Origin of the sequence: Lentzea guizhouensis, assembly GCF_001701025.1 — a bacterium.
GTDB lineage: Bacteria > Actinomycetota > Actinomycetes > Mycobacteriales > Pseudonocardiaceae > Lentzea > Lentzea guizhouensis.
Window position 1 is genome coordinate 974941 of record NZ_CP016793.1, and the last position, 22209, is coordinate 997149.

35 protein-coding genes are annotated in these 22209 nt (G+C 70.2%); 2 read left to right on the forward strand and 33 right to left on the reverse strand.

What is annotated here, in order from left to right; translation table 11 throughout:
* Positions 1-5: 5 nt before the first annotated feature.
* From BBK82_RS04965 to BBK82_RS05060, 21 genes are all read right to left on the reverse strand, one after another.
* The gene (locus BBK82_RS04965; RefSeq protein WP_065913937.1) at positions 6-1250 is read right to left on the reverse strand and encodes a hypothetical protein; all 1245 of its coding nucleotides are present in this window, start codon (positions 1248-1250) and stop codon (positions 6-8) included.
* Between the two features lie 13 nt (positions 1251-1263).
* On the reverse strand, positions 1264-2151 hold the full coding sequence (locus BBK82_RS04970; RefSeq protein WP_154697075.1) for a hypothetical protein: 888 nt from the start codon (positions 2149-2151) through the stop codon (positions 1264-1266).
* Positions 2151-4514 carry a phage tail family protein gene (locus BBK82_RS04975; protein ID WP_065913939.1) on the reverse strand — a complete coding sequence of 788 codons (2364 nt, stop codon included), beginning with the start codon at positions 4512-4514 and terminating at the stop codon, positions 2151-2153. Before BBK82_RS04975 ends, BBK82_RS04970 begins: the two co-directional genes overlap by 1 nt.
* Before the next feature lie 32 nt (positions 4515-4546).
* The gene (locus BBK82_RS04980; RefSeq protein WP_065913940.1) at positions 4547-4840 is read right to left on the reverse strand and encodes a phage tail assembly protein T; all 294 of its coding nucleotides are present in this window, start codon (positions 4838-4840) and stop codon (positions 4547-4549) included.
* A 53-nt stretch (positions 4841-4893) separates the two neighbouring features.
* A complete protein-coding gene (locus tag BBK82_RS04985; RefSeq protein ID WP_218920578.1) occupies positions 4894-5334 on the reverse strand; it encodes a phage tail assembly chaperone in 441 nt (146 codons plus the stop codon).
* Positions 5331-5744 carry a phage tail tube protein gene (locus BBK82_RS04990; protein WP_065913941.1) on the reverse strand — a complete coding sequence of 138 codons (414 nt, stop codon included), beginning with the start codon at positions 5742-5744 and terminating at the stop codon, positions 5331-5333. The genes BBK82_RS04985 and BBK82_RS04990 overlap by 4 nt, the downstream gene beginning before the upstream one ends.
* 2 nt (positions 5745-5746) lie before the next feature.
* On the reverse strand, positions 5747-6151 hold the full coding sequence (locus tag BBK82_RS04995) for a DUF3168 domain-containing protein (protein WP_071812529.1): 405 nt from the start codon (positions 6149-6151) through the stop codon (positions 5747-5749).
* Complete coding sequence (locus tag BBK82_RS05000; RefSeq protein WP_154697076.1) at positions 6148-6507, reverse strand: HK97-gp10 family putative phage morphogenesis protein; 360 nt, start codon at positions 6505-6507, stop codon at positions 6148-6150. The genes BBK82_RS04995 and BBK82_RS05000 overlap by 4 nt, the downstream gene beginning before the upstream one ends.
* Positions 6508-6512: 5 nt before the next feature.
* Complete coding sequence (locus BBK82_RS05005) at positions 6513-6851, reverse strand: phage head completion protein (RefSeq protein ID WP_218920579.1); 339 nt, start codon at positions 6849-6851, stop codon at positions 6513-6515.
* A gap of 11 nt (positions 6852-6862) precedes the next feature.
* Positions 6863-7195: a hypothetical protein gene (locus tag BBK82_RS05010; protein ID WP_065913943.1), complete on the reverse strand. Its 333-nt coding sequence runs from the start codon at positions 7193-7195 to the stop codon at positions 6863-6865.
* Positions 7196-7207: 12 nt separating this feature from the next.
* Positions 7208-7750 carry a hypothetical protein gene (locus BBK82_RS05015; protein ID WP_065913944.1) on the reverse strand — a complete coding sequence of 181 codons (543 nt, stop codon included), beginning with the start codon at positions 7748-7750 and terminating at the stop codon, positions 7208-7210.
* Positions 7750-8154, reverse strand: coding sequence for a hypothetical protein (locus BBK82_RS05020; protein ID WP_065913945.1), 405 nt, complete (start codon positions 8152-8154; stop codon positions 7750-7752). The genes BBK82_RS05015 and BBK82_RS05020 overlap by 1 nt, the downstream gene beginning before the upstream one ends.
* Before the next feature lie 92 nt (positions 8155-8246).
* On the reverse strand, positions 8247-8654 hold the full coding sequence (locus BBK82_RS05025) for a Bbp16 family capsid cement protein (protein ID WP_065913946.1): 408 nt from the start codon (positions 8652-8654) through the stop codon (positions 8247-8249).
* 42 nt (positions 8655-8696) lie between these two features.
* Positions 8697-9908, reverse strand: coding sequence for a phage major capsid protein (locus tag BBK82_RS05030; RefSeq protein WP_237048363.1), 1212 nt, complete (start codon positions 9906-9908; stop codon positions 8697-8699).
* Complete coding sequence (locus BBK82_RS53745; RefSeq protein WP_154697077.1) at positions 9797-10726, reverse strand: HK97 family phage prohead protease; 930 nt, start codon at positions 10724-10726, stop codon at positions 9797-9799. Before BBK82_RS53745 ends, BBK82_RS05030 begins: the two co-directional genes overlap by 112 nt.
* The gene (locus BBK82_RS05035; protein WP_154697078.1) at positions 10723-10968 is read right to left on the reverse strand and encodes a hypothetical protein; all 246 of its coding nucleotides are present in this window, start codon (positions 10966-10968) and stop codon (positions 10723-10725) included. The genes BBK82_RS53745 and BBK82_RS05035 overlap by 4 nt, the downstream gene beginning before the upstream one ends.
* Before the next feature lie 24 nt (positions 10969-10992).
* Complete coding sequence (locus BBK82_RS05040) at positions 10993-13008, reverse strand: phage portal protein (protein ID WP_065913949.1); 2016 nt, start codon at positions 13006-13008, stop codon at positions 10993-10995.
* A gap of 2 nt (positions 13009-13010) precedes the next feature.
* Positions 13011-13295 (reverse strand): hypothetical protein, encoded by a 285-nt coding sequence (locus BBK82_RS51445; protein WP_065913950.1) that lies wholly within the window; start codon positions 13293-13295, stop codon positions 13011-13013.
* A 12-nt stretch (positions 13296-13307) separates the two neighbouring features.
* Positions 13308-15104, reverse strand: coding sequence for a terminase large subunit (locus BBK82_RS05050; protein WP_083267793.1), 1797 nt, complete (start codon positions 15102-15104; stop codon positions 13308-13310).
* Positions 15070-15558 (reverse strand): phage terminase small subunit P27 family, encoded by a 489-nt coding sequence (locus tag BBK82_RS05055; RefSeq protein WP_083267794.1) that lies wholly within the window; start codon positions 15556-15558, stop codon positions 15070-15072. Before BBK82_RS05055 ends, BBK82_RS05050 begins: the two co-directional genes overlap by 35 nt.
* 219 nt (positions 15559-15777) lie before the next feature.
* Positions 15778-16128 carry an HNH endonuclease gene (locus tag BBK82_RS05060; protein ID WP_065913952.1) on the reverse strand — a complete coding sequence of 117 codons (351 nt, stop codon included), beginning with the start codon at positions 16126-16128 and terminating at the stop codon, positions 15778-15780.
* A 100-nt stretch (positions 16129-16228) separates the two neighbouring features.
* On the opposite strand from BBK82_RS05060, the gene BBK82_RS49765 reads away from it, so the two are divergent.
* Together BBK82_RS49765 and BBK82_RS55695 are read left to right on the forward strand one after the other, a co-directional pair.
* Entirely contained in the window at positions 16229-16414 is a 186-nt protein-coding gene (locus BBK82_RS49765; RefSeq protein WP_154697079.1) for a hypothetical protein, read from the forward strand.
* Positions 16415-16544: 130 nt separating this feature from the next.
* Positions 16545-16676 carry a hypothetical protein gene (locus tag BBK82_RS55695; RefSeq protein WP_257785429.1) on the forward strand — a complete coding sequence of 44 codons (132 nt, stop codon included), beginning with the start codon at positions 16545-16547 and terminating at the stop codon, positions 16674-16676.
* A gap of 79 nt (positions 16677-16755) precedes the next feature.
* Here BBK82_RS55695 and BBK82_RS05065 read toward each other — a convergent pair whose 3' ends face one another.
* The 12 genes from BBK82_RS05065 to BBK82_RS05105 are packed head-to-tail and all read right to left on the reverse strand — an operon-like array spanning position 16756 to position 22188.
* Positions 16756-17052: a hypothetical protein gene (locus BBK82_RS05065; protein ID WP_065913953.1), complete on the reverse strand. Its 297-nt coding sequence runs from the start codon at positions 17050-17052 to the stop codon at positions 16756-16758.
* Entirely contained in the window at positions 17049-17171 is a 123-nt protein-coding gene (locus BBK82_RS55700; protein ID WP_257785430.1) for a hypothetical protein, read from the reverse strand. The genes BBK82_RS05065 and BBK82_RS55700 overlap by 4 nt, the downstream gene beginning before the upstream one ends.
* Before the next feature lie 25 nt (positions 17172-17196).
* Entirely contained in the window at positions 17197-17691 is a 495-nt protein-coding gene (locus BBK82_RS05070) for a hypothetical protein (RefSeq protein WP_065913954.1), read from the reverse strand.
* Between the two features lie 3 nt (positions 17692-17694).
* On the reverse strand, positions 17695-18117 hold the full coding sequence (locus BBK82_RS05075; RefSeq protein ID WP_065913955.1) for a hypothetical protein: 423 nt from the start codon (positions 18115-18117) through the stop codon (positions 17695-17697).
* Entirely contained in the window at positions 18114-18434 is a 321-nt protein-coding gene (locus tag BBK82_RS05080; RefSeq protein WP_065913956.1) for a hypothetical protein, read from the reverse strand. Before BBK82_RS05080 ends, BBK82_RS05075 begins: the two co-directional genes overlap by 4 nt.
* Positions 18435-18438: 4 nt before the next feature.
* Positions 18439-18990 (reverse strand): hypothetical protein, encoded by a 552-nt coding sequence (locus BBK82_RS52645; RefSeq protein WP_065913957.1) that lies wholly within the window; start codon positions 18988-18990, stop codon positions 18439-18441.
* Positions 18987-20180: an HNH endonuclease gene (locus tag BBK82_RS05090; RefSeq protein ID WP_065913958.1), complete on the reverse strand. Its 1194-nt coding sequence runs from the start codon at positions 20178-20180 to the stop codon at positions 18987-18989. The genes BBK82_RS52645 and BBK82_RS05090 overlap by 4 nt, the downstream gene beginning before the upstream one ends.
* Positions 20180-20527: a hypothetical protein gene (locus BBK82_RS05095; protein WP_065913959.1), complete on the reverse strand. Its 348-nt coding sequence runs from the start codon at positions 20525-20527 to the stop codon at positions 20180-20182. Before BBK82_RS05095 ends, BBK82_RS05090 begins: the two co-directional genes overlap by 1 nt.
* 2 nt (positions 20528-20529) lie before the next feature.
* Positions 20530-21303, reverse strand: coding sequence for a hypothetical protein (locus BBK82_RS49770; RefSeq protein ID WP_154697080.1), 774 nt, complete (start codon positions 21301-21303; stop codon positions 20530-20532).
* Positions 21303-21521: a hypothetical protein gene (locus BBK82_RS05100; RefSeq protein WP_065913960.1), complete on the reverse strand. Its 219-nt coding sequence runs from the start codon at positions 21519-21521 to the stop codon at positions 21303-21305. Before BBK82_RS05100 ends, BBK82_RS49770 begins: the two co-directional genes overlap by 1 nt.
* Before the next feature lie 27 nt (positions 21522-21548).
* Positions 21549-21725 carry a hypothetical protein gene (locus BBK82_RS49775; RefSeq protein ID WP_170067869.1) on the reverse strand — a complete coding sequence of 59 codons (177 nt, stop codon included), beginning with the start codon at positions 21723-21725 and terminating at the stop codon, positions 21549-21551.
* Positions 21676-22188 carry a hypothetical protein gene (locus BBK82_RS05105; RefSeq protein ID WP_065913961.1) on the reverse strand — a complete coding sequence of 171 codons (513 nt, stop codon included), beginning with the start codon at positions 22186-22188 and terminating at the stop codon, positions 21676-21678. Before BBK82_RS05105 ends, BBK82_RS49775 begins: the two co-directional genes overlap by 50 nt.
* Positions 22189-22209 lie beyond the last annotated feature (21 nt).

Below are 22209 nucleotides of genomic sequence, written 5' to 3' on the forward strand. Positions count from 1 at the left end.
GGTGGTCAGGTGCCGACGAACTTCACGCTCATCGACGAGCGGACGCCGCCACCCGTGAAGGTGTCCAAAGGACCGCCGGAGTCCTGGAAGCCGACCAGCTGGACGTAGTCGCCGGCGGCGAGCTGCACCTGGGTTGTCCGCGCGGGGATGCGCGTAGCCAGGCCGGCACCAGCGCTCGGGAAAGCCAGATCGCTTCCGTCGATCATCGCCCCGTTCTTGTTCCACTGGCTGACGCGGGCGCCGACTCCGGAGGCGGCGAACGCGATGCCACCGTTGAGCTCATACCATCCGGGCACCTGCGCGGTGTACCGCGAGTTGTTCGTCACGTTGTCGTGGCCGGCGAAGTTGTCCCGGTCCTCGACTTGAAAGTTGATCGGCGCACCGACCCCGGTGGTGAGGGTCTGGGTAGCGGTCTGCCGCAACTGTGCCTGGGGCACGCCGCCGCCGATCGGCACCCATGCCGACGTCGCGCCGTCGTACTGCCACAGACAGTCGATGTCGGTGATCATCGTCAGCTGACCCGTGCGCGGGTGGGTGATCGCCGCGTTGCGATCCGCCACGCTCGTGCAGATCGCAACGCCGTGCACGCGCCACGCGCCGCCGTCGTAGATCTCGACCCAGTCCCGGTCAGTGCGGTAGATCGGCATGCCCTCGTAGGGCAGCAGAATCGCGTCCCGCTCGGCCTGAGTGCGGATCGGCAGCAGCCCGCCGGTGGCGACGGTCCACGGCAAGGTGACGTTGGCGATGTCGGCCTGCTCGATATCGGTCGTCCCGGCCGGGACGGTGACCCGCGCGCGGATGATGTAGTCCGTGCTGCCCGACACGGCCGGGTCGACGGGCACCGGCGCCGCGGCCCCGACGACGTGGCGCACCGTGAAGTTGCTGTTGGCGTCGCCGAAGTAGGTGTCGGACTGCTGCCAGACGATCAGGTCGATGCGCGGGTTGGACGGGTCGGCCGGGGTGGACAGGATGTTGATGTCCTTCACCGAGTCCAGGCACACGTTGTAGGTGCCACCGCCACGCACGGACTGCAGCACCGCGCGGAACGGCGCGATGTGCACGAACCCGTTCGGGGTGGGCGTGGTCGCGGTGACCCTGCCCGGCTCGGACGCGGCGGGCACGACGCCGGAGCGGGAGACGATCTGGCCGGCCGGGGTCCAGAACGCGCTCATCGCCAGGCGGGCGTCCTCGACCGTGATCACACCCTCGGTCTCGTCGATGCCGACAGCCCACGAGTAACGCTCTCCCACGGTCGGTCCCTCCTCACAGGTCGGTGTGGTGATACAGGCAGGTCAAGGTGCCGTTGCCGTCGACGGTGTCGAACCGCACGCGCGTCGAGGTGCCGGGCGGCAGGGTGAACCACTCGCGCACCGCGAGCTGGTTGCTGCGCGAGACGGGTGGCGAGGTGTCGGCGTAGAGCACCGACTTGTCCTCTGTGGACAGATCGAGCCGCTCGCCGCTGTTCAGTGCGAAGTCCGGCTCGAACCACAGCCGGGCGCCGGTGTCGGCGTTGGTGATCATCGGGCCGACGCACGGGCCGGTGATGCGCCATACCGGTTGTGCGTGCGCGTGCCCGTCGTTGGCCAGCACGAGCTCGCCGCCCGACGGGGCACCGCCGAACCGCAACGGGAACACCAGCGGGAAGATCAGGCCACCGCCGCCGGACACCGGCGGCGACGCCACCGGCGCCAGCTGCGGCAGCCGCAACATCCGCGGGTTGGTTGCCCGCCACCGCAGGACGATGCGGGTAAACCCGCTGATCCACTCCAGGTGCTGCGGGATGATCCGCCCGACGCAGCGGGCGTTGACCATGGCCTTGATGCCGGCGGTGTGAACGACGAGCGGCTCTTCGTCCGGGTTCTCCGACTGGGTGGTCACGCGCCGTAGCTCGTTGACCGCGTCGGTGAACCCGGACGGTCCGGCGATGTGGCCCTCGAACGTGACCACCTTGCGCGCCAGCAGCAGCTGACCTGGGTGGGCACCATGCTCGTTGTCGAGCTCCACGTCGCCGTCGCGGATGTCGTCGGAGTCGACCCACCCTTCGAGGCCGGTCATCCGGTAGCGGGTGCCGTGGCCCAGAAGCAGCCCCCGCCACTCGACCTGCGTCTGTGTCGGGTCGGTGACGGTGATCAGGTCCCCGGCCGCCATCATCAGCCACCCCCTCGGGAGAACCAGTCAAGGTCTTCCGCCACCTCGTGCGGCGACGCGTCGGCGGGCGGGTGGTAGTTGTCGATGTGCACCAGCGCACGTTCGCGTCGCTGCTCGGCCGCGGGCGCCGCGCCGCTGACTGCCATTGACAGGCCCGGCACTCGCGGTGTCGGGATGCTGACCTCACCGATACCGGCGGTGAATCCCTCCAGATATCGCTCGACCTGTGCCTGCCCGCGGCTGAAACCGTCCACAAGGGACTGCATGATCAGCTCACCGGACGGGGTGAGGATCCGGGCGTCCACGACCGCTGGGCCCTTCCAATCCGGCAGGAGGTTCGTCAGCTCGTTGAGCTTGTCCTTCACCTTCTGGAAACCAGCGGAGATGCCGCGCAGCAGGCCGTCGATCACACTGCGGCCGGCGCCCAGCAACAGCGAGCCCAGGTCGCCGATCGCACCGAGGATGCGGCCCGGCAGGCCGTTGAGCCACGAAACGAGTTCGAGGGCCTTGCCGACCGCGGCGTCGTAGATGCCGCGGAACCAGCCGCCCACCATGCCGGGGAGGCGGCCGAGCCACTGGAAGATGCTGATCGCGGTGTCCACACCGGACTGAAACGCGCTCTTGATTCGGTCCCAGTGGGCGACCACCAGCGCGATGATCGCACCAAGCGGGCCGAGGATGATCGTGATCAACAGCTTCCAATTGCTCTTGACCCAGTTCACCACCCAGTCGACCGCCGAGGAGACGGCGTTCGACACCCATTCCCACGCTGCGGCCGTCGCGGCAGCGATCTCGTCCCAGTAGGCGATGATCAGGGCGACCAGGCCGATCACCGCGGCGATCACCCAGCCGACCGGGCCCATCGCGATCAACCACGCCGCGGCCATGCGCGCGGCGTTGGCCAGCGCCTGGACACCCATCAGCACCCAGCCCGCGACCACGCGCGCGACGTGCGCCGCCATGCTCGCGGCGATGACCGCGCCCTGCGCCACGAACTGTGCGGCCATCACGGCCAGGGAGGCCACCGTGCGGGCGCTGGCCGCGATCCACGCGGCAACCGTGCGGGCGGCCGCCGCGGTGTGCGTGGCGACCCACGACGCCGCCGTGGTGATGCCCGACCACATCGCCTTCGCCATCGCCCACACCGCCGGCACCGCGCGGTAGATCTGCACCAGCGCGGACACGAGCGCGATCACCTTGCCCGCGAGCGGACCGAGCAGGACCGACCACGCCAGGACCGACGCCACGACCGCTTGAGTCTGCGGGTCCATGCTGGACAGCAGGCCCAGCAGAACACCGAGCGGGCCGATCATCAGCGGCAGCACCTCGACGATCGTGTGACCGGCCTGGGTGATCATGTCCCAGACCTGGGCGATGCGTTCCTGACCGGACGCGCTGTTGACCCACGCCGCCATCCGTGCGGTCAGGTTCTGCACGATCGCCAGCAGGCTCGTGCCGCCGGAGTTCGCCGGGCCGAACAGCCCCGACAGCACCGCGCGCACGTTGCCGGCGATCGCGACGAGCTGCCCGATCGTGGTCTGCGCCGCAGCGACCTTCTGGTCCAGCCACGTCGCCCCCTCGGCCGTGCCGAGGAACGCCGCCTTGGCCTGCAGGCCCTTCGCCGCCCACGCCCCGAACGACTCGACCAGCGGCATCCCGGCCTTGGCCATCGCGCCGATCGCCGTGACCGCCGGGCCCACGGCCGGCTTGAACAGACCGATCACCTTCGCGGTGCGGGCCAGCACGTCGGCGACCACGCCGTGCATGAACGGGGTGTTCGAGGCGTTGAGTGCCTCGCGGGCCAGGCCGTTGAGCTGGCCGGCGGTCTCGCCCAGGCCGGCGCGCAGCCCAGGCAGGTGACCCTTCGCCACCGCAGAGACGTCGCCGCCCAGCCGGTCGAAGAAGCGCTGCTGCACCATCTGCTGGACCGGCTTGAACGCCTGCTTGGTGGCGTGCATCTCGCGCACGAACGACCGCGCCGCCGGGGAGAGCTTGCTCAGCGCCTCCTGCGCGGCCGCGGCGTCACCCGAGGCGAGCGCGTCCATCGCCTCGCCGACACCGGCGGTGGCCATCTTGACCGTGGCCATCGCGCCCACCGCGACACCGGCCGCGGCGGGCAGCGCGAACAGCGCCCCGGACAGCGGAGCGACCGCGGCCTTGGCAACGACGGCGCCCTTGGCCAGCAACGCCAGGCTGCCGACCTTGCCCAGCGCCGCGATCGGCGCCTCCATCTTGGACAGCACGGCGTTGGTGCGCTCGACGTCGGCCCGCACGCCGTCGACGTACTTGCGCGCCTTGGCCGCGCCGCTGCGCAGCTTCTTGGGGTCCAGGCCGAGCGAGACCATCAGGGAGGCGAGGGTGGCCACCGCGCACCCCCTCCCGCGTCAGCCGGGTCCGACTAGTCGAACCCGTCTTCGATCGGCCGCTCGATGCCGCCGAGCGCGTTGTTGATCTCGCGAATACGCGCGAACATCTCGGCCGGCGTGAGCGTCGGCCGCTCCCACTGGGGCACAAACTTCTTCAACGCCACGGGCGGCTTCTTGCCACGCTGGGAGTTGACCACCGCACTGGTGACCATCGCCGTCAGGTAGTCGTGGCGGCCGGCACCGAGTGGGCCGGTCATCCGCTCGTAGATCTGCCACTCGACGAGCTCGCTGGAGTCAATCCGCGCGAGAAGCTCCTTGACCGTCATGCCACCGATGTGCCCGGCCAGCCGGAAGTAGAACTGCCGATCCGGCCGGGCCCTCAGTTTCCCTCAAGCTCGTCGGCGTCCTTCTGCGTCAGCCCGGACAGCCGCATCGCCACGGTCATGACCCGGTCCAGCGCCGCCGCGGACTTCTCGCCCAGCGCCCGGACGTCCCGCTCGCTGAACATGCGCCGGCCGTCCTCGTCGACCACGGACGCCATGACCAGGCGGGCACGGAAATTATCGGTGTTGACCTGGTGACGGGCGTTGCCCTTGCCGTTGCGGTTCAACATCGCCGACTCGAACCGGTCGCGGTCGGTGCCGGTCAGCCCGCGCACGCGCACGCGGCCACCCCACTCCGGGACGTCGACGTCCTCGGTGGTGATGTCGACGGCAGACAGGATCTCGTCGCGGGACAACAGGGTGCTCATCAAGGCTCCAATCAGGACGGTGACGGCGACGGCCGCCAGGAACGCGCGGTCAGCGAGCGCGAGGCTCACACGAGCAGGGTGGGCTTGCCGGAGACCTTGAACGTCACCTCGGCCGAGAGCTTGTCGTCGAACGGCGCCTCCGAGGAGAAACCGGTCATCACGGCCTTGATCTGCCAGCCGCCCAGGCCCTCGGGCCACAGGATGCGGTAGGTGCGCGGCTGGCTGTCTTCGTAGTGCTCGTAAAGGGCGTCGTGGTCGCGCGGGTCGTAGTGCAGCTCCAGCGACACCTCGCCGCCGTCCTTGAGTCCACCGATGAACTCACGCCAGCCGTCGGGGCTGTCGTGGGCGGTCACGTCGTGCGTCGCCCGCTCGGTCTCCGGGCCACCGACGTTGGTGCAGTTGGCGATCGGCGTGAAGATCTCGGGCGAGCCGCCGTCGCCGGTCAGGAACTGGGTGCCGAACGCGTCGAGTCCAGCCATCGTTACGGGTCCTCTCGTGTGAGCCACAGCCGGTAGCGCACCGGGATGTGGCGAATCTCAGGGTCGGGATCGCGCAGCGTCTGGTGGAACTCGCGTGCGCACGACACATCGCGGTAGCCGGGCACGAGCAGGGCCTGGCGGTCGAGCAGCCGGTCGACTTGGCCGAGGATCTGCAGGCCCTGCTTGTTGCCGCGGTAGCGGCTGAAGATGTGCAGGGTGGTGGTCACCCGCGATCCGCGCCGCGAATGGTTGTCGTCGGGGACCTCGGTGGTGTCGCCCAGGCGGATGTAGGGGAACGCCGCCGGTTCGGGCACCTGGTCGTAGACACCGCTCACCGCCGCCATCAGCTCGACGTCCGCGGTGAGCAGCGTGTGGATCGCGGTCTGCACCGCGAGCTCCGCGGTCACGAGTCGAGCCGCTTCGCCAGGGCGCCCTTGGCGTAGGGCGTGACGTCGGCGTGCTGCTCGAACGCCGGCACCAGGAAGGGCTGCGCGTACATGCTCTGCGTGCCCTGCTCGACGAACTCGGCGTAGTAGGCGTCTTCCTCCCACACGCCGACGTCGCACTTGAGCCGCTTGCGGTCCGGCCGGGACTCGATCGCCGAGCCGAGGTTGCCGGAGTCGATCGGCACGCGGTTCTGCGCGGTGCCTTTGACGTCCTCGCCCCAGGCCTCGACCGCGTCCCCGCCTGCCTCGATGATCTTCTTCTGCAGCTCGGCGACATCGCGCAGCAATTGCTTGTCTCCCTTGAGGTTGGCGCCCATCGGGTTCACCCCCTTTCGGGTTGCTGCTCCTCGCAGTCCGCGCGCAGGTAGATCGCCTCGGACGGCGCCAGCACGCGCATCACGCGCAGGGTCAAGGCGGCGTCGCGCAGCTCGTCGCCGCGGCGGATCGGCGAGCCGGGCTCGTCGTAGACCTGGTGGGTCAGCTCGCCCTGCTCGGTGTCGCCGACCTTCGACTCGGTGCCGGTCGGCTGGGAGATCCGCACGCGCACGGTGCCCTGCTGCACCCAGATGGTCTCGTGTCCGCCCGCGCCGTCAGGGACTGTGGTCCGCCGCCACAGCCCCATCGCCCGGTTGCGCAGGTGACTGGTCCGGTCCTCGCTCACCGGCCGGCCGATCAGCGGTCGGGCTCGATCACAGCGACCTGCAGCGCGGTGACGCCGGAGTAGGTGATGTTCGCGCGACCGACGCTGTTGCGGAACTCGTCGGTCAGCGGCAGCACCCACACGCCGCCGTTCTCGGTGATGGACTCGGCCACCTCCCCGATCGCGATGCCGCGCACCGTGCCGGGGGTGGACACCGTCGCGGTCTGCGCCGCGCTGTGTCCGTTGCGCACCAGCAGGATCCGGCCGCCGCCGCACGGCACCTCGTCGCCGCCGGAGCTGGCGTTCGTCCATGCGATCTCGACGCCGGCGGACACCGACGCACGCTGTGAGTTGATCAGCGCCATTAGGCACACTCCTTATCGGTTGGCCGTGTACCGGCTCAAGGACTTCTTGTCTGCTGTGGACAACGACATCTGCACGCGATCCCAGGCCACCTGGTAGTCACCGATGCGCTCGCTCTTCTTGCCGCCCTTGGCGTTGTCCCACTTGCCCGCCACCAGGTCGCACACGACACCGACCACGGACTTGGGGACCGGGTTGTGGCCGGCCGTGCTGTCGACCGTGACGCGCTTGCCGCACGGCCACACGCCGCACCTGCGCGTCAGCACACCACTCGGTTCCCAGGTGAAGTCGGTGCCGTCGACGAGGGGCGTCGTGTCTCCCTCGACCTGGACGCTGGCGACGGCCAGCACCGGCCACCGCGGTAGCACGAGCTCGCAGGTGCCGGTGCCGCGCAGCACGGTCGTCTGTGTCGCTACCTCCAGGTTCTGGCCGAGCTCGTCGTCGACCAGGCCCTGCGCCACGCCCAGCAGCAGCTCGGCGCGCGGGACCTGGGCGGTCGGCATCTGCTCACCCAGCCCCATCCACACGGCGAGCTCGTCGGGCGTGACGTAGGCCATCAGGTCCTCCGGCTGCGCCGAACGCGCTTGGCCTTGGCCTCGGCGTCGTCCAGCTCGGTGGCCGGCTCCTCGGTCGGCTCAGCCGTCGACGCGGTGCCCTGCCCGGCCGGCGGCTCCTGGCCGTCGCCCTGACCCTGGCCGTCGCCCTGGCCGTCGCCCTGGCCGTCGCCGTCGCCCCGGTCCCCGTCGCCGTCGTCGGGCTCATCGGGGAGGGTCAGCAGGCCCGCGTCGAGCTCGTCGCGCAGCGCGGCGAGCTGCTCGGCGGGAACGTGAACGTCGTTGCCCAGGCGGTCGACGGGGACCGCGAAGCCCTTGACGATCAGTTCCAGGGCCTCGGCGTCGGGCAGCACCGCGATCTGGTCGGGCTGCAGGCTGCGCTCGGGTGTGGCCGAGAGTGTCTTCATTCGGATGCGCTGCACCGGTACCTCCTATCCACGTGCGCGGACGGGCTGAGAGCGCCGGTGCGCGCTCCCAGCCCGCGTGCAAGGGGGTAGGGCTACTTGGGCAGCTTGCGCGGCTTGGCGCGCACCACGGTGGCCGAGCACGGCATGGTGGGCGTGGTGCCCGCCTTGGCCGTGATCGCCACGCGCAGGTAGCGCTTGATGCCCTTGTAGCCGACCTCGTAGACCGCCTCGTCGTTCGCCGCGGCGATCACCGGTTCGGTGCCGTCCAGGTCCGCGTCCGGCACCGCGGTGAAGACCGCGTTGTCGTCGCTGTGCTGCACCTCGAACGTCAGCGTCGCGCCGGCACCGGCGATGGTGCCGGCGTCGATCACCACGACCGCGGCGTCGTAGCCCGCCAGGTCGACGCCGATGCCGTTGACAGGCACCGCCGGGTCGGCCTGGCTGGCGGGGCGCAGGGTCTGCGCCACGCTCACGCTGTTGCGAATGTCGGTCCTCGACATGAGGATTTCTCCGTCCTGTGTGGAGTCGTCAGGGATGCCGGACTAGGCCGGGACCTTCAGGCGCACGAACGCCTCTTCGAGAACCGGCATGCCGTCGGTCTCCAGGCGGCCGATGAACCCGACCTGGTTGGTCTCGGCGTAGAGCTCCACCAGGCGCTGGACCTCCATGTTGAGCGCGTCGACGATCCAGTACTTGCGGAAGTCACCGAGCATGCCGACGTAGTTGTTGCCCGACACCGTGTTCGGGACGAACTCGCTGACCACGAACGGCAGGTCCAGGATCGTGTCCGGCTTGTCCGAGGAGATGCCCGGCTGCCACAGGTAGGTGTCGTTGGTCGACCCCTTGAGCTTGCGGATCGTCGCGATCAGCGTGCGGTGGAACAGCCACCGCGCCTCGGCCCAGTACGCGGACTTGAGCGTGTACTTGGCGTCGATCAGCTGGTCACCCGACACCGGCGTGAGCGGGATCGCGCCACCGGTACCGAAGCTGACGTCACGCGCGGTCGAGATGCCGTCGGTCGAGGCGGTGAACAGGCCGAGCGGCTTCTTGTTGCCGTCACCGGTCATGTACGCCTTCTCGCACGTGACACCGAACTTGTGGGCCATGCGCTCGCGCACGATGGCCTCGGGGTCGCGGGCCGCGGCGCGCAGCAGCTTTCGGGAGACCCGCACCCGCTTGGCCAGCGGGTTCGGGCGGAACTCCCGCTTGCCGAACCGCAGCGCGTCGTCCTGCGAACCGGTGCCGATCTCGCTGGTCCACTCCGCGTCGTTCAGGTCGGTCTCCAGCGTCGGCACGCCGAGCGACTCGCCCTCGTTGAGCGTCTCGACGGTGGCGAGCTGGCGCAGCACGACCAGGTCGTCGACGGCCTGGATCAGCTGGTTGACCCACTGCTGCGGGGCCACCAGGTACCCGCCTTCCGGGTCGTTGCCCATGTTGAGCGCGCGGGCCTCGTCCGGGCTCAGCGCGTTGCGGCCGCCGACCACGAAGTTGCGGAACGCGCGACCCCGCAGCGCCTCGTCCGGGTTGTCGTCACCGGAGCCGTCGCCGCGGGCCGGTGGCGTGGTGCCGGCGATCTGGCGCTCCAGCTCGCGGGCGCGTTCCTCGCGGGCGATGGTCGCGTCGATCCGGTCGGCGTCCGCCATCAGGCGGTCGAACGTCTGCTCCTCGTCCGCGGTGATGCTGCGGCTGGCGTTCTGCGCGGTGTCCAGAATGGCTCGCGCCTGAGCGGCCAGGTTGGCGCGCTGCTGCCGCAGGTCGTTGATGTCCGGCACGGTGTGCCTCCTCCTTGTGAGGGGTGTTGTGGGCAGCCGTCAGCGCGGGACCGGCCAGGGCCTCCGTGACGTACGGCAAGGGGTTCGGTGGTGCGAGCCGCCCAGCCAGGGGCGGCGGTGGGCCGGTCGTTACAGGCCGGACGCGAACAGGCGGCGGCGTGCCGCGATGTTGCGGTCGAACGTCGGCGGCTCGACCGGGGCGGGCTGCGCGCGCCGGCGCCGGGGTCACCGAGGCCGCCCAGCAGCTCGGCTGCCTCGCGCAGCAAGCCGTCGTCGGCGCGGCGCACGAGCTCGCGCGCCTCCAGCACCGAGCGGGCCAGCGTGAGCGCCGAGCGCCCGTCGCGGCCGTCCGCGGCGGTGGCGCCGGGGTCCATCGGCAGCGGCACGACGGAGATCTCGAACAGCTCCCACCGCGCGGGCACGCCGTCGGTGCCGATGTCGTAGGCGCTGAACCCGATGGACACTGCGTTGAGGTAGCCGCGGCGGATCTTGCGGTCCACGTCGGCGGCGAATGGGTCGTCGAGGTCGAACTCGAGGTCGGTCAGCAGTTGGGTGCCGTCGACGCGAGTCGTCGGCGCGCGGCCGATCGGCAGCGCCTGGCGCCCCCAGTAGTCGTGCCCGTACATGACGACCGGGTTGGCCGCGAACCGGGCGAGGTCGGCGGTGTCCATTCGCAGGTCGATGCCGTCGGCCATGCGACCTTCGTTCGCCGCGACGAACGGGATCGGCCCTTCCTCGGCGGTGGTGCCGTCGTCAGCGCGGACGGCGAACCCCCGCAGCCACACGCGGTTGCTGGTCATCGGTTCCTCCCAGGTGTGCGGACCTGCCGGTCACGCGGGGACTGTTGCGCCCGCTCACCGGGTCGCTCGGGGGTGGGCTCGGGCGGATCGAGCTCGTCGGCGGCCGCGCGCAGCAGCTGCCCGACGAACCGGCGGTCGAGCTCGGCGCCCGTGCCGTCGAAGGTCACGGCGCCGATCTCGTGCTCGGCGCCGGTGCCGGCGCGCATGTAGATGGGGATGGAACCGCTGGCCACTGTGGACACCTCCGTTCCTCGGTGTGGCTGGTCTCATGCCGGTGCCATTCCGCACCCGCATTTCGGGTGCAGCGGCGGGTGGCGGATCGTGCGCTTGACGGTCAGCCGCTCGACGCCGTCGCCGTCGAGCTCGTCGCCCTTGGTGGCGAACGCGTCGTCGATGGCGACCTCGCGGCCGTCGAGTGCGACGCAGTACGGGCACGAGTCGCCGTCGGTGACCCACCGCACCGCGGGGACACCGGCGGCCTTCCAGGTCTCGCGGGCGGTGGCGTTGGGCAGCTGGCTGGTCTGCCAGTCCGCCGTGCGCTGCGGCCGCTCGTCGACCCAGGTGTCCAGCAGCGCGAGCACCGCGGCCGCCGCGGCGTCACCGTCCTCGGTGCCGGCCTTCTCCAGCTCCGCGCGGATCTGCCCGTACGCGGAGTTGACCCGGTAGTCCGCGTGGCTGTCGACGTAGGCCGCCAGCCACCGGGACAGGTCGACCTCGCCGTCGAACCCGACGTCGGCGATCGCGTCGGCGATGATCTCGACCATCAGCGCCTGCAGCGGCGGCGTCCACCGTTCCACGGTCTTGGCCCGGATCGTCGTGTCGTACAGGTGCCACACCGCCGCCAGGAACGCCGCCGGGCTCGCCAGCCGCACACCGCGGCCGTCGTCGTCGGACAGGTGCCGGCGTACCAGCGCCTTGACCTCGGCGCGCTCCAGCTTGGCCAACCGGGTGTCCGCGTCGACGATCAACGGGGCGAACGTCGAAGCGGTGCGCCGGCGTGCCTCCGCACCACGACCACGCAACACCCGCGCGATCCGCTCCGGAACAGTCGGCTCTTCGTCGGGGCGCGGCGCCGGCACCATGTTGAGTGGCACCAGGTACACCTCGCCGCGGCCGTCGGGCAGCGGGTTCATGTTCTCCCGCTCGCGGATGTCGTCGGCCGACAGCCAGCCCCAGTTCCGGCCGATCGCGTAGGCCTCGTTACGTGACTTGCTGTCACCGCGCAGCAGCGCGTCGACGAGGTGCTCGGAGAAGTAGCGACGACGCTCGGCCATCGTGAACAGCCGCATAAGGATCGCCTGCTCCCAGCGCACCAGCCAGATCCGCAGCGTCGAGGTGACGTACTCCAGGCCCTGGTGCTCGATGTTGCCGAACGTGGCGCGTTCGAGGTCGGCGATCTTGTGCGGCGGGATGCGCAGCCACCGGGCCATCTCGGTGACCTGGAAACGCCTGGTCTCCAGGAACTGCGCGTCTTCCGGCGGGATGCCGATCTGGTGCCACTCCACCCCCTCCTCCAGGATCGCCACGCGCGAGGCGCGGTCGAGTCCCCTGTGGAGGTTCTCCCAGTCCGTCCGCATGCGCTCGCGCGCACCCTCCGACAACTTGCTCGGGTGGGTCAGCACGCCGCCAGGACGTGAGCCATTGGCGAAGAACGCCGAGCCGTAGCGCTCGGTGGCCATGCCCAGCCCGATCGAGCCACGGGCCAGCGACACCAGGCTGTAGCCCTCGACGCCGGTACCGCCCAGCCCGGCGACCGGCAGCACCTCGTCGGGCAGCAGGATCACCTGCCGGCCGTTGGGGTCGGTGTACCGGTAGTACAGCGTGAACTTGCCGCGGCCGTTGGCGTCGTGGATCTTGCAGGGCTTGATCTTGGCCGGGTTGAGCGGCCACAGGCTGTCGACCTGCCCGGCGCCGTTGCGCTCGATGTAGGCGTACGCACCCTTCCACGTGAGTGCGTGGCCCTGCATGGTCTCGCGGAACGCCACGGCGGTCATGTACGGGTTCGCCTGGTCGTGCAGCACCTGGTACAGCGGGTGGTCGAACGCGCGTCGCTTGCCGCGCTCCAGGCGCTCGTAGACCGGCAGCGGCAGGCCGCCGATGTCACCGGCGATGATCTGCACGCCGGCGAAGAACGGGGCGTAGTGCAGGGCCGTCTCCTCCGAGACGAACGCCCCGGACGGGTTGTGGCTGCCTCCGCCGGCGAACCAGTCCTCGACCCACTTCTCGGGCGTAGCCAAGCTGGAGGTCGACGAGCCGCGGAAGGCCGAGCGGACGAATCCCACGATCAGCCTCCCGCCTGCAGCTCGTCGACGACCGGCTGCTGCCGGGCGCCGGTGATGCCCAGCGCGAGCACCAGGCCGCCGAACACGGTCAACGCCACGCCGATTCCGATCGCCACGCCCAGCCACGTCCCGACCGCCAGCGACAGGCCGAGCAACAGGCACAGCAGCCCGACGGCGCAGCAGTAGTCCCAGCGGTCCAGCTGCGCGCGGTCGACGAGCTCGGCCAGGCGGCCGCGCTCGCGCGGTGCGTCCTCGACGCCGTGTGGCACGGCGAGCTCTCCGGGCACGGTGGGCTCCTCTCATCCGAGCGAGCTCAGCCCGCGCTCCTCGTAGACACTGCGGGCGTCGCCGCCGCGCATGGCGCCGTCCTCGGCGAAGAACAAGGCCGGCATGCCGTCGATCCGCTTGTGACTGGTGTCGCGCATCGGCTTCACCGGCCGGATCCGCTCCGGGTCGTCGGTGGGGTGCTTGGCCTCCAGGCAGTCCGCCATCCACGCGGCGACCGGGTTGCCGTGGTGGCGGTACTCGACGGCCTTGAGCTTGCGCATCGCCTCCTTCATCGGAGGCGTCATGCGCTCGTAGGTGGTGTTCGACTCGACCATGTCCATGCCGGTCAGTTCCTGGATCGTCTGGCGCACCGGCTCACCGGACCACTTGTCGTAAGTGCCGGACACAATCACGTACCGCTCGTGGTCGCGGGCGATGTCCTCGTAGATCCGCTGATAGTCGATCGTGTCGCCCTCGGTGACGGTGACCCACCCGTCATCGCACCACTGGCCGAACTTGTCGTCGGTGTGCTTGTCGAGCACGTCGACCATCGACTCGGGGATCCAGAACCTCCACAGCAGGTCGCCGTCCTCGAACCTCAGGCACCAGGCCGTGAGGTCCAGTTTGGACGACAGGTCCAGGCCCGCCCAGCACCGCTTGCCCTCCAGCTGCGGCACCAGGTCCTCGGGGATCTCGGCGACCTCACCGGCGTTGGCGTTCCACAGGTCCAGCGCGATCCACCGCACGGCGTTGGCCTCGCGCATGTTCAGCTTGAACTGCCGGAACGCCGACTCCGCGCGCTTGCTCTTCTTGGCGCCCAACGCCGATCGGCGCATCGCCTCCAGCGACAGGAACTCACCCAACGCCGGGTTGGGCCACTTCCAGTTGCGTTCGTCCCAGATGTCCAGCGACACCGGCAGGTCCGGGTGCCCCTCGAACAACCGGTGCAGCCGGTCGAGCTGGTCCTGGTTGGCCGGCATCTTGCGGCAGAACACGAACGTGTGCGGCGACCGAGACGGGTCCTCCTGGATCCGCTCGGCCTCGTCGATCATCGCCGCACCGAAGCTCAGCGGCAGGTTGGTCTCCGTCGTCGCGACGAACAGCAGCTCCTGCAGCCGTGCGCCGTCGGCGGTGTCCATTGCGTCCCACAGCGACGCGTCCGGCTGCGACAGCAACTCGTCCAGGCAGAACCCGGACGGGTTGTGGCCGAGCTCGCCGTCGGCGTCCGCGGTGATGACCGTGAACACCGAGTCGGTCTTGGCGTCGACCAGCCGCATCGAGTTCTTGATGTGCTGCAGCCGCTTGCGCAGCACCGGCGACAGCTCGACCATCCGCCGCGCCGGGCCGAAGATCTTCTGCGCCTGGTCCTTGTCCTTGGCCGCGGTGTAGACCTCGGCCGACTCCTCACCGTCACCGACGAGCAGGTAGAGCAAGATGCCCGCGGCGATCTCGGACTTGCCGTTCTTGCGGGACATGATGATGAACCCGCGCCGGTAGCGGCGCACGTAGCGCTGCCACTCGTGCGACCACACCACCTCGCCGAACAACGGCCTGATCAGCTCGTGTTCCTGCCACGGCCGCAAGACGAACGGCTTACGCCGCAACGCTCCCTTGACGTGCCGCAGGTGCTCGCGGAAGAAGAACACCACGCGGTCCGCGCGCGGCTCGCAGTAGTGCGCGCCCCGCTTGCAGCAGATCTTGCCGCGCAGCTTGTAGCCGCACACCGGGCCATCGGGGTCGATCGGCCGCCACCGCGAGTCGTGAAACTCGGCGATGGCGTCCGCGGCGTCCGCCTCAGCCGTGGTCGAGGAGGTCCTCTCCTGGCTCACCGGGGGCCTCCCCGAGGCTCAGCGCCGAGCGGTCGGACGGCGTCAACCCGAACCTCGCGGCGTAGTAACGAAAATGCGCGTCCGCGTCGTTGAGCACGTACGTCCACGGGTTCTTCCCGACGCGCGTGCCGGTGGGCTGGCCGTTCTTGTTGTAGACGGTGAACTCGCGCACCGCGCCTTCCTTGCGCAGGTGCTCGATCGCATCGCGCCGGCGGACGACCGCGTCGCACCAGGCCGCGAACGCCTCGACGTCCCACAGCGTCAGTACGCCGACCAGGTGCAGATCGGGGGCGTACTGGCGCCACACGTTCTTCGCGCGCTGCGTGAGCCACGACGGCGGATCGATCGGGCAGTCAGCGCCACCGTCCGCGGGCGGTGCCTCCGACGGCTGCGGCTCGTTGGCGTTGATCCGGTCCGTGCGTCCGCCCATCAGGACAGCCCACTTGGTCGGCATCCTCGCCGGTCCACGCTTACCCACAGTCACCACCTCCTGGGTACGGTCGGACCGAAAACCTGTCAGCGCGCAAGCGGGCTTCCCCCCGCACGTTCGCGTCCCCACCCCACAGAGATCCGAGCCCCCCTCCCCTTGATCAACTTCGTTGATCGATCACAGGGAGTGAGCATCAGGGGGAGGGGGGTAGGCCGCTCCGCGGGGCGGTACAGCTCGTGCTCCTTACCGTGGTGTGCGCCGGTTGCCGAACCCGCCGTCGTGCGTCGCCGTCTTGCGGCTGTGGCAGGACAGGCACAGCGGCTGCAGGTTGTCCGGCTCCCAGTTGGTGCGGTCGCCGTCGATGTGGTCGGTGTGCTGCGACGGCCGGCCGCACGCCACGCACGTGGGGTTGGCGCGCAGGTAGGCCTCGGACTTCTTGCGCCACCGGTAGTCGTAGCCCAGCGCTGTGGACGACGGCCGCGGCTTCGGCTGCGGACGCGGCCGCGGGATCTCGTGCTGTTCGCACCGGCCCGAGGTGCCCGCGAATCCTGGACACCCGGAGGCCGTGCAGCGTCGGCGAGCTCTGCTGGGCATCGGCTACGTCTCGCGCGTTGCGCGCATGGGGCCCACCTCTTCGCGGATCTTCACTCGATCGAGTGAGGGAAACCGTCGGGCGCGTAGGCACAATGGCGCCATGCCAGTCAAAGTGAGCGTGGTTGAGCCCAACCACAACATGATGGAACACGACCACGCCAAAGGTGAGCGCATCAGCGTCGAGGATGGACACCTGATCGTGCACGGTCCGCAGGACGGTCCGAGGCGTCCGGCGGTCGCCATCTACGCACCGAAGCAGTGGTACAAGGCCGAGGTGCAGGAGTAGCGATCACCTGTCCGAGCGACGCAATCGATCAGGTGATCGGGGCAGGATGGTCGCCATGACCGTCAAAGTTCAGACACCAAATGCATCCAGCCCGAATCCTTCGACCAAGGTCCACCCGAACGGCCAGAGGGTGGACATCATCGACGGGCACCTGCACGTACTGGGTGGGTTCCCCAAGGACGGAGGCTCGCAGCGGGTGACCGTCGCCGTCTACGCCCCTGGTCGCTGGTACAACGCGGACGTCGAGGGCGTCGACAGCTGAGGATCAGGAAGGCCCGACAACCACACGTGGTTGTCGGGCCTTCCTGCTGGGAGCCGATCCCCAGTGACTGGCGCAGTAGCTAGGTGACGCCGGCGCCGTCCGATAGGGACAGATCACCAACGTGACCGGAGGTTACTTCACCGCTGGTGATCTCGTCCAGCGGGCCACGCCGACGTTCGTAAGACTGTTTCGCGGCCCGGATCGAGTACTCGGTGCGCCGTCCCCTGGAAGTGGTGCTGTGGCGGCGTGGCCAGCCGTCGTCCTGGGCCCACCGCTGCAGGGTGCCGACCGGGACGCCGCCGAGCATGACCTGCAGCGCCTCGGCGTCGGCGACCGGCTCGCGCTCGCCGAGCTCGCGGACCCTTGCCTTGTTCACGTCGCCTCCTGGGCCTGGGCGAGCTCGTCCCACCGGTGCGCCGGCCACGGCGTGGTGCAGCCCGCGCAGCGCACCAGGCGCTCACCGGGCCGGGCGTGCAGCGAGTGCCCGCACACCACCAGCGCGCCGGATCCGTCGGCGCGGTCAGCGGGCCGGGCACCGGCCGAGCCGGATGCGGCCGCGGGTTTCGCCCGCCATCCGCTGCAGCGCCGCCCGCAGGACGACGACGTCCCGTGCGAGCTCGTCGACCGCGGACTGCCTGCGGATCCACGACCACATCCGCACCAGAACGCCGATCTCGCCCGCTACCGTCGTGGTGGCGTTGGGGGCCAGGCCGGTCGAGTCCCGCACGTGCCCGGCCCACCAGGCCAGGCAGCCGAGCACGTCGAGCTCGGCCAGGCGGTGCGCGCGGTCGAGCTGGTCGAGGTTGATCGGCGGGGTCGACTTGTACACCGGTCGGCCACGCACTTGGTCCGCCGAGCGCGGTGGGTGGTGGGCGTCCCACTCGACGTCGGGGTAGATCCGCACGATGTCGTCGAGCGCGCCGACGACCCGCGCGCTGCACTCCTCGCACGTGAGGAATCCCTCGGTGGCCAGCCGTTGCAGGCACACCCGGCACAGCACACGTTCGATGTGCATCGGCTACTCCCGGATCCCGAACACGACTGCGAGCGCACGCCGCCACCACGACGGGCGAGTGGCCGCGGGGATCGTCACGCCGTCGAGGGTGCCGACCGTGCCGCCGTACTCGCCCGGCATCCACACAGTCTCGGCGGTGTGGTGCAGCAGCTGCGGCCGCGCGTGCTCCGCGAGCCACCTGCGCTCGATCTCGGCGAGCTTCTCCGGAGTCAGCTCGTGCGGCATGAACACCAGCCGCGGCGGCTCCGGCGCGAGTTCCACGGTGACCGCGGCCGGGTCGACGTCCCACCGCTTCGCCGCGCCCTCGATCGCGGCCTCGATCCGCTCGCGGACGCTGTAGCGCAGCAGGCCGGCCTTGTCGCCGGCGAGCACCTCGTCGACACGCACGACGATCGCGGCGCGGGGCTGTTCGGGTGTGGTGGTCATCTGGTCCTCCGGTGACGTCGGCGGGTGCCCCCGCGGTGGTGACAGGTCTTGTGCAGCCGCAGCGGATGCCGGGGCTGTTGCGGTGGGGCGATCTCGCGGCCGAGTTCGACCACGACGGTGGCGACCGCCTCGGCAACGATCGCGTTGCCCTGGTGCAGGCCGACCATGAGACGGTGCAGCAGGGCGTCCGCTGTGCGGGCCTGGTCGAGTACGGCCTTGCGTTCGGCCGGGCTCAGCAGCTCGTCGGCGTCGACGGCCCTGACGACCAGGTCGCAGAACCTCTGCCCGACTTGCTTGGGCCTGGGAATGCGTCCCATCAGCTCATGTCCTCGTTCTATCGGCTCGCCGGTGCCAGCGGCTGCGGTCGGGGCAGGTGACGCCGTGGTGGAGGTGCAGGTGTTGGCCGGCCGCGCGCATCGCGGCCGCCAGGCTCTTGCGGCCCACGACTGCGGCCATGAGCACGCCGCGCTCCTCAGTCACCAGGACATTGCCGCGCTCGGGCGACGGCTCGGCGTCCAGCGGCATCCGCACCCCGTTGCTGCGGGTCGTCGCCCACAGCAGGCGGGCGCCGCAGTGGTTGCAGCTGCTGCGGTGTTTGGCGGCCGGGCCTCGGGCGGCCGCCGGCTTGGGTGGCGGGTCGTCGGGCGGCTCGGGGATGTCGACGAGGAGGAAAGCGGGCTGGGTGCCTGCGATGGCGGCCGCGTCCTGCTCGCGCACCGGGTGTGCGGGCTGGGTCAGCAGCGGTGTGCCGCGCGGGTCGACGCACTCCTGGCCCTCGGGGCGCTGGCAGTAGGGCACCCGGCACGGGTAGGTCAGTGCGGCCTGGCGCCGCTTGTCCCAGTCGAGTCCGTGCTGCTGCGGTGAGGTCGTCATGGCTGTCCCTCCCTTCTGGACGGTGGCGGTGTGGACGGTGTGGTGGGCGCGGTGCGGGATCGACCGTGGTAGATGTCGGGTGCGTCCGGGGTGCGGATCGGTTGACCACGTGAGCCCTGCAGCACCTCAGGTTGCGTGTGTCCGACCCGACCCGAGCCGGACGGTTCCGGCGGGTTGTCGCGGGCGTTGTCCTGTGCTCCACCTGCGGAAACAAGATCGGCCGCAGGTGCGTCGGGAGCGTCCGGGATGTGTTCGGGGCGGCCTGGAACAACGTGATCGACAACGGTTGGACTTGTTGTGCGGCTTGTTGTCTGCGCGTTGTCCGCCGCGTTGTTGATCTCGTTGTCCGGTGGGTTGTCACGGGCGGCGAGCCACTCGTCCGGAACGAGGTCTGCGGGGTGGGTTGTGCCGCGGGGGGCGCGGCTGAACTGCTGCTCGCCTCGCTCGGCCCAGTAGGCGATCTGCTCCGGGGTGGGCTCGGGCAGCAGATCCATGTCGGCCTCTTCGGGCGTGCGCTTCTGCTTGTACTCGTTGCAGGCTGCGCAGCTGAGCGCGACGCCCTTGTAGTCCGGCCCGGGGCCTGCGGGCTCGTCCGGGTCGATGTGGTCGATCTGCGGGATGCGGCGGCGGTCCTTGGCGTTGCCCATGCCCTTGCGCCCGAGCGGGCCGCTGCGGCAGTAGCGGCAGCAGCCGCCGTCGCGCAGGTAGACGGCGGTGCGCAGCGTGGAGTCGGTGAGCTCGGCGCGCTGCTGCTTGCGGCGGTCCTGCTCGGATTTCGAGGGGTTGCGCTTGAGGAACGCGCACACCCGGTACTCGTAGTTGGGCTTCCACGGGCCGGAGGCGTCGATGCAGTTCTTCTCGCCGCACTTCTGGCCTTCCTGGTGCAGCAGAGGGGGTTTGCCGCACACGGGGGTCAGCAGGGCCTGGAGGATCCACGGCTCGGTGCAGCACGCCAGCGCGGCTTCCTGGGTGATGTAGCCGTCAGCCGTATTGCGAGCAGACTCCGACTGCATCACGAAGTACGCGGCGATCATCAATGCCTTGCGCACTTCCAGGCGCGCCAAGTACTTGCGGCGCCGGGACGGGCTGAGCGCGAGCAGGTCCGGCACGCCGTCGGTCTCTTGGAGCTTGGCCAGGGTCACCCACCGGGCGTCCGAGGCGACGTTGTCGTCGTGAAGCGTGTACGCCATCAGGCACGCCGCCGTTCGCGGCGACGCAGGTGCGCCAGGCGGTGATAGCCGGACTCGCCCCACCGCACCCAGTCGTCGCGGTCGTCTGCGGCGTAGCGGGCGTGGGCCTCGCGATAGATCAGCTCGTCGACCGACGCCATGTCCTCGGCGTCGGTCACGATGCGCGCGATCACGTCATCCGGCACATGCCGGGCGACAGTGATCAACAGGTCGGTCAGCCTTCTGGGGCTGTGCGTACCGAGCTCGTCGAGCACGGCCAGGCGCTCATGGAGCCCCGCCGCGCGGGTGTGCCGGACATCAACGATGACGCGGCGCGCCACCGTGGTGAGCCAGTGGCCGTCATGCATGGTCAGGCTCCCTCCGTCAGCGGCGCCTGCGCGAGCACGAGCAGGTCACCGAGGTTGTCGAGCAGCGCCCGGACACGGGCGCCGCGGTGCCAGATCACGACCTCCGCCGTGGTGGTGTCGACGCCGCGCGGGCGGCCTCCGCGCGCTCGGCCGGGGTGATGCCGCGACCGGGTCGGAGGTCGGCGACGACGCGGTCGACCACGACGTCGTCGACGAACTCCGGGTGCGGGGTTGTGTCCACGCGTGCGTCCTTTCTGGACGGTGCGGTATGGGGCCGCCGCGGTGGGAGGGACCGTCAGACCGCCGAGGCCGGCCGCCGGTGGGTGCGGATGGACTCGGGCAGCCCGGCCAGGACGTGGTCGGCCAGGGCGGTGAGCGTGGCCTGGTTGAGGCGGCAGTTGCGCACCTCGACGACCTGCGCGGCGAGCGTGGTCACCCGCGCGAGCACGCGCGGGCTCGCCGGCGCGCAGCGCGTCCTGCAGCCGGTTCTCGATCGCCGCGGTGATCACTGCGGCCTGCTCGGCCAGCGCCTGCCCGTTCAGCCCCTGCTGGGCCGTGAGGCGGTGCAGCGCGAGCTGCTCGCGGATCGCCTTGTACTTGCGCAGCGGCATGTGCAGCGTGCGGTCCACCACCCGCACCTGCTCGGCCAGCGTGACGCCCTGCAGGTCCGCCGGATCGGCAACCACAAGGGTGCCGGTGGGCAGGTTCAGCGAGGCGCGGTGGACGCGGCCGGAGGGTGCGTTGTCGGCCAGCAGCACCGTCGTGAACTCGGTCATCAGTCGCTCCATTCCAAGTCCTCGAACTCGTCCTCAGTGATCGGGCGGTTCTCACCGGGCGCCCAGCCCGGCGGGCACGGCGAAAGCTGCTCGACCTCGCCGTGGGGCTCGGTGCCGTAGCAGGTCGGCGGCAGGTCACATGCCGTCGTCAGTGCCGCCACAGCGGCAGCGACCAGCGCGACCGCGTGCAGGCGTCTCGTGATTGTCTTGCGGTGCAACGGATTCCTCGCCTTAGGTAGTCGGGTTCACAGGTGCGGGCTGATGATGTGCTCGACCCGCGTGAGCAGCAGGCCGGTGGCGTTGCTCAGGTCCAGGCGCGGTGCGCCGTCGCCCTGCTTGCGCGGGGGCGGCAGCTCGGCCGGGTAGACGCCGTCACCGAAGTGGTCGGCGGCGTCGACGTCGTCGGGCTGCTTGATCGGCATCAGGGCGCCGCGGAAGTTCGGGCCGATCGCGATGACCAGCGGCACCCAGCAGGTTCTCGCTTTCCTCCACGGTCACCTGGTCGCCGGACGCGATGATGTCCACCGCGTGTTCCTTGTCGTTGCGCGACATCTGCCGCAGCACCCCGATCAGCGCGCGCACCTCGCCCAGCGGCCACAGCGTCGGCTTGACCTCACCGGAGGCGAGCACCCAGCTGTGGCCGACCACCGTGGCATCGGTCGACGTGCCGACCAGCAGCCCGGACTTGCCAGGCTCGTCACCGGCATAGCCACGGGCGGTGTGCAGCAGCACCCCGTGGATCGAGCCCTGGTCTGCGTCGGACGCGGCGGTGTGCACGAGCGCTTGCAACAGGCCGATCAGGTCCTTGGTCCGCACCTGCACGCTCATCGCTGGGCCGCCTTCGGTGAACGCGGCCGCCGACGGCAGAGGATCAGCGAGCCCCACCGAGGCAACGCCAGCTCCCAC

Bases quoted from the DNA above. Each gene is read 5' to 3' on its own strand.
- BBK82_RS04970 (WP_154697075.1), bottom strand. From the start codon at position 2,151: ATGATGGCGGCCGGGGACCTGATCACCGTCACCGACCCGACACAGACG.
- BBK82_RS04980 (WP_065913940.1), bottom strand. From the start codon at position 4,840: ATGACGGTCAAGGAGCTTCTCGCGCGGATTGACTCCAGCGAGCTCGTC.
- BBK82_RS04990 (WP_065913941.1), bottom strand. From the start codon at position 5,744: ATGGCTGGACTCGACGCGTTCGGCACCCAGTTCCTGACCGGCGACGGC.
- BBK82_RS05000 (WP_154697076.1), bottom strand. From the start codon at position 6,507: ATGGGCGCCAACCTCAAGGGAGACAAGCAATTGCTGCGCGATGTCGCC.
- BBK82_RS05010 (WP_065913943.1), bottom strand. From the start codon at position 7,195: ATGGCGCTGATCAACTCACAGCGTGCGTCGGTGTCCGCCGGCGTCGAG.
- BBK82_RS05015 (WP_065913944.1), bottom strand. From the start codon at position 7,750: ATGGCCTACGTCACGCCCGACGAGCTCGCCGTGTGGATGGGGCTGGGT.
- BBK82_RS05020 (WP_065913945.1), bottom strand. From the start codon at position 8,154: ATGAAGACACTCTCGGCCACACCCGAGCGCAGCCTGCAGCCCGACCAG.
- BBK82_RS05025 (WP_065913946.1), bottom strand. From the start codon at position 8,654: ATGTCGAGGACCGACATTCGCAACAGCGTGAGCGTGGCGCAGACCCTG.
- BBK82_RS53745 (WP_154697077.1), bottom strand. From the start codon at position 10,726: ATGACCAGCAACCGCGTGTGGCTGCGGGGGTTCGCCGTCCGCGCTGAC.
- BBK82_RS05055 (WP_083267794.1), bottom strand. From the start codon at position 15,558: ATGCCGACCAAGTGGGCTGTCCTGATGGGCGGACGCACGGACCGGATC.
- BBK82_RS05060 (WP_065913952.1), bottom strand. From the start codon at position 16,128: ATGCCCAGCAGAGCTCGCCGACGCTGCACGGCCTCCGGGTGTCCAGGA.
- BBK82_RS49765 (WP_154697079.1), top strand. From the start codon at position 16,229: ATGCCAGTCAAAGTGAGCGTGGTTGAGCCCAACCACAACATGATGGAA.
- BBK82_RS05070 (WP_065913954.1), bottom strand. From the start codon at position 17,691: ATGCACATCGAACGTGTGCTGTGCCGGGTGTGCCTGCAACGGCTGGCC.
- BBK82_RS05075 (WP_065913955.1), bottom strand. From the start codon at position 18,117: ATGACCACCACACCCGAACAGCCCCGCGCCGCGATCGTCGTGCGTGTC.
- BBK82_RS05080 (WP_065913956.1), bottom strand. From the start codon at position 18,434: ATGGGACGCATTCCCAGGCCCAAGCAAGTCGGGCAGAGGTTCTGCGAC.
- BBK82_RS52645 (WP_065913957.1), bottom strand. From the start codon at position 18,990: ATGACGACCTCACCGCAGCAGCACGGACTCGACTGGGACAAGCGGCGC.
- BBK82_RS05090 (WP_065913958.1), bottom strand. From the start codon at position 20,180: ATGGCGTACACGCTTCACGACGACAACGTCGCCTCGGACGCCCGGTGG.
- BBK82_RS05095 (WP_065913959.1), bottom strand. From the start codon at position 20,527: ATGCATGACGGCCACTGGCTCACCACGGTGGCGCGCCGCGTCATCGTT.
- BBK82_RS49770 (WP_154697080.1), bottom strand. From the start codon at position 21,303: ATGACCGAGTTCACGACGGTGCTGCTGGCCGACAACGCACCCTCCGGC.
- BBK82_RS49775 (WP_170067869.1), bottom strand. From the start codon at position 21,725: ATGCCGATCAAGCAGCCCGACGACGTCGACGCCGCCGACCACTTCGGT.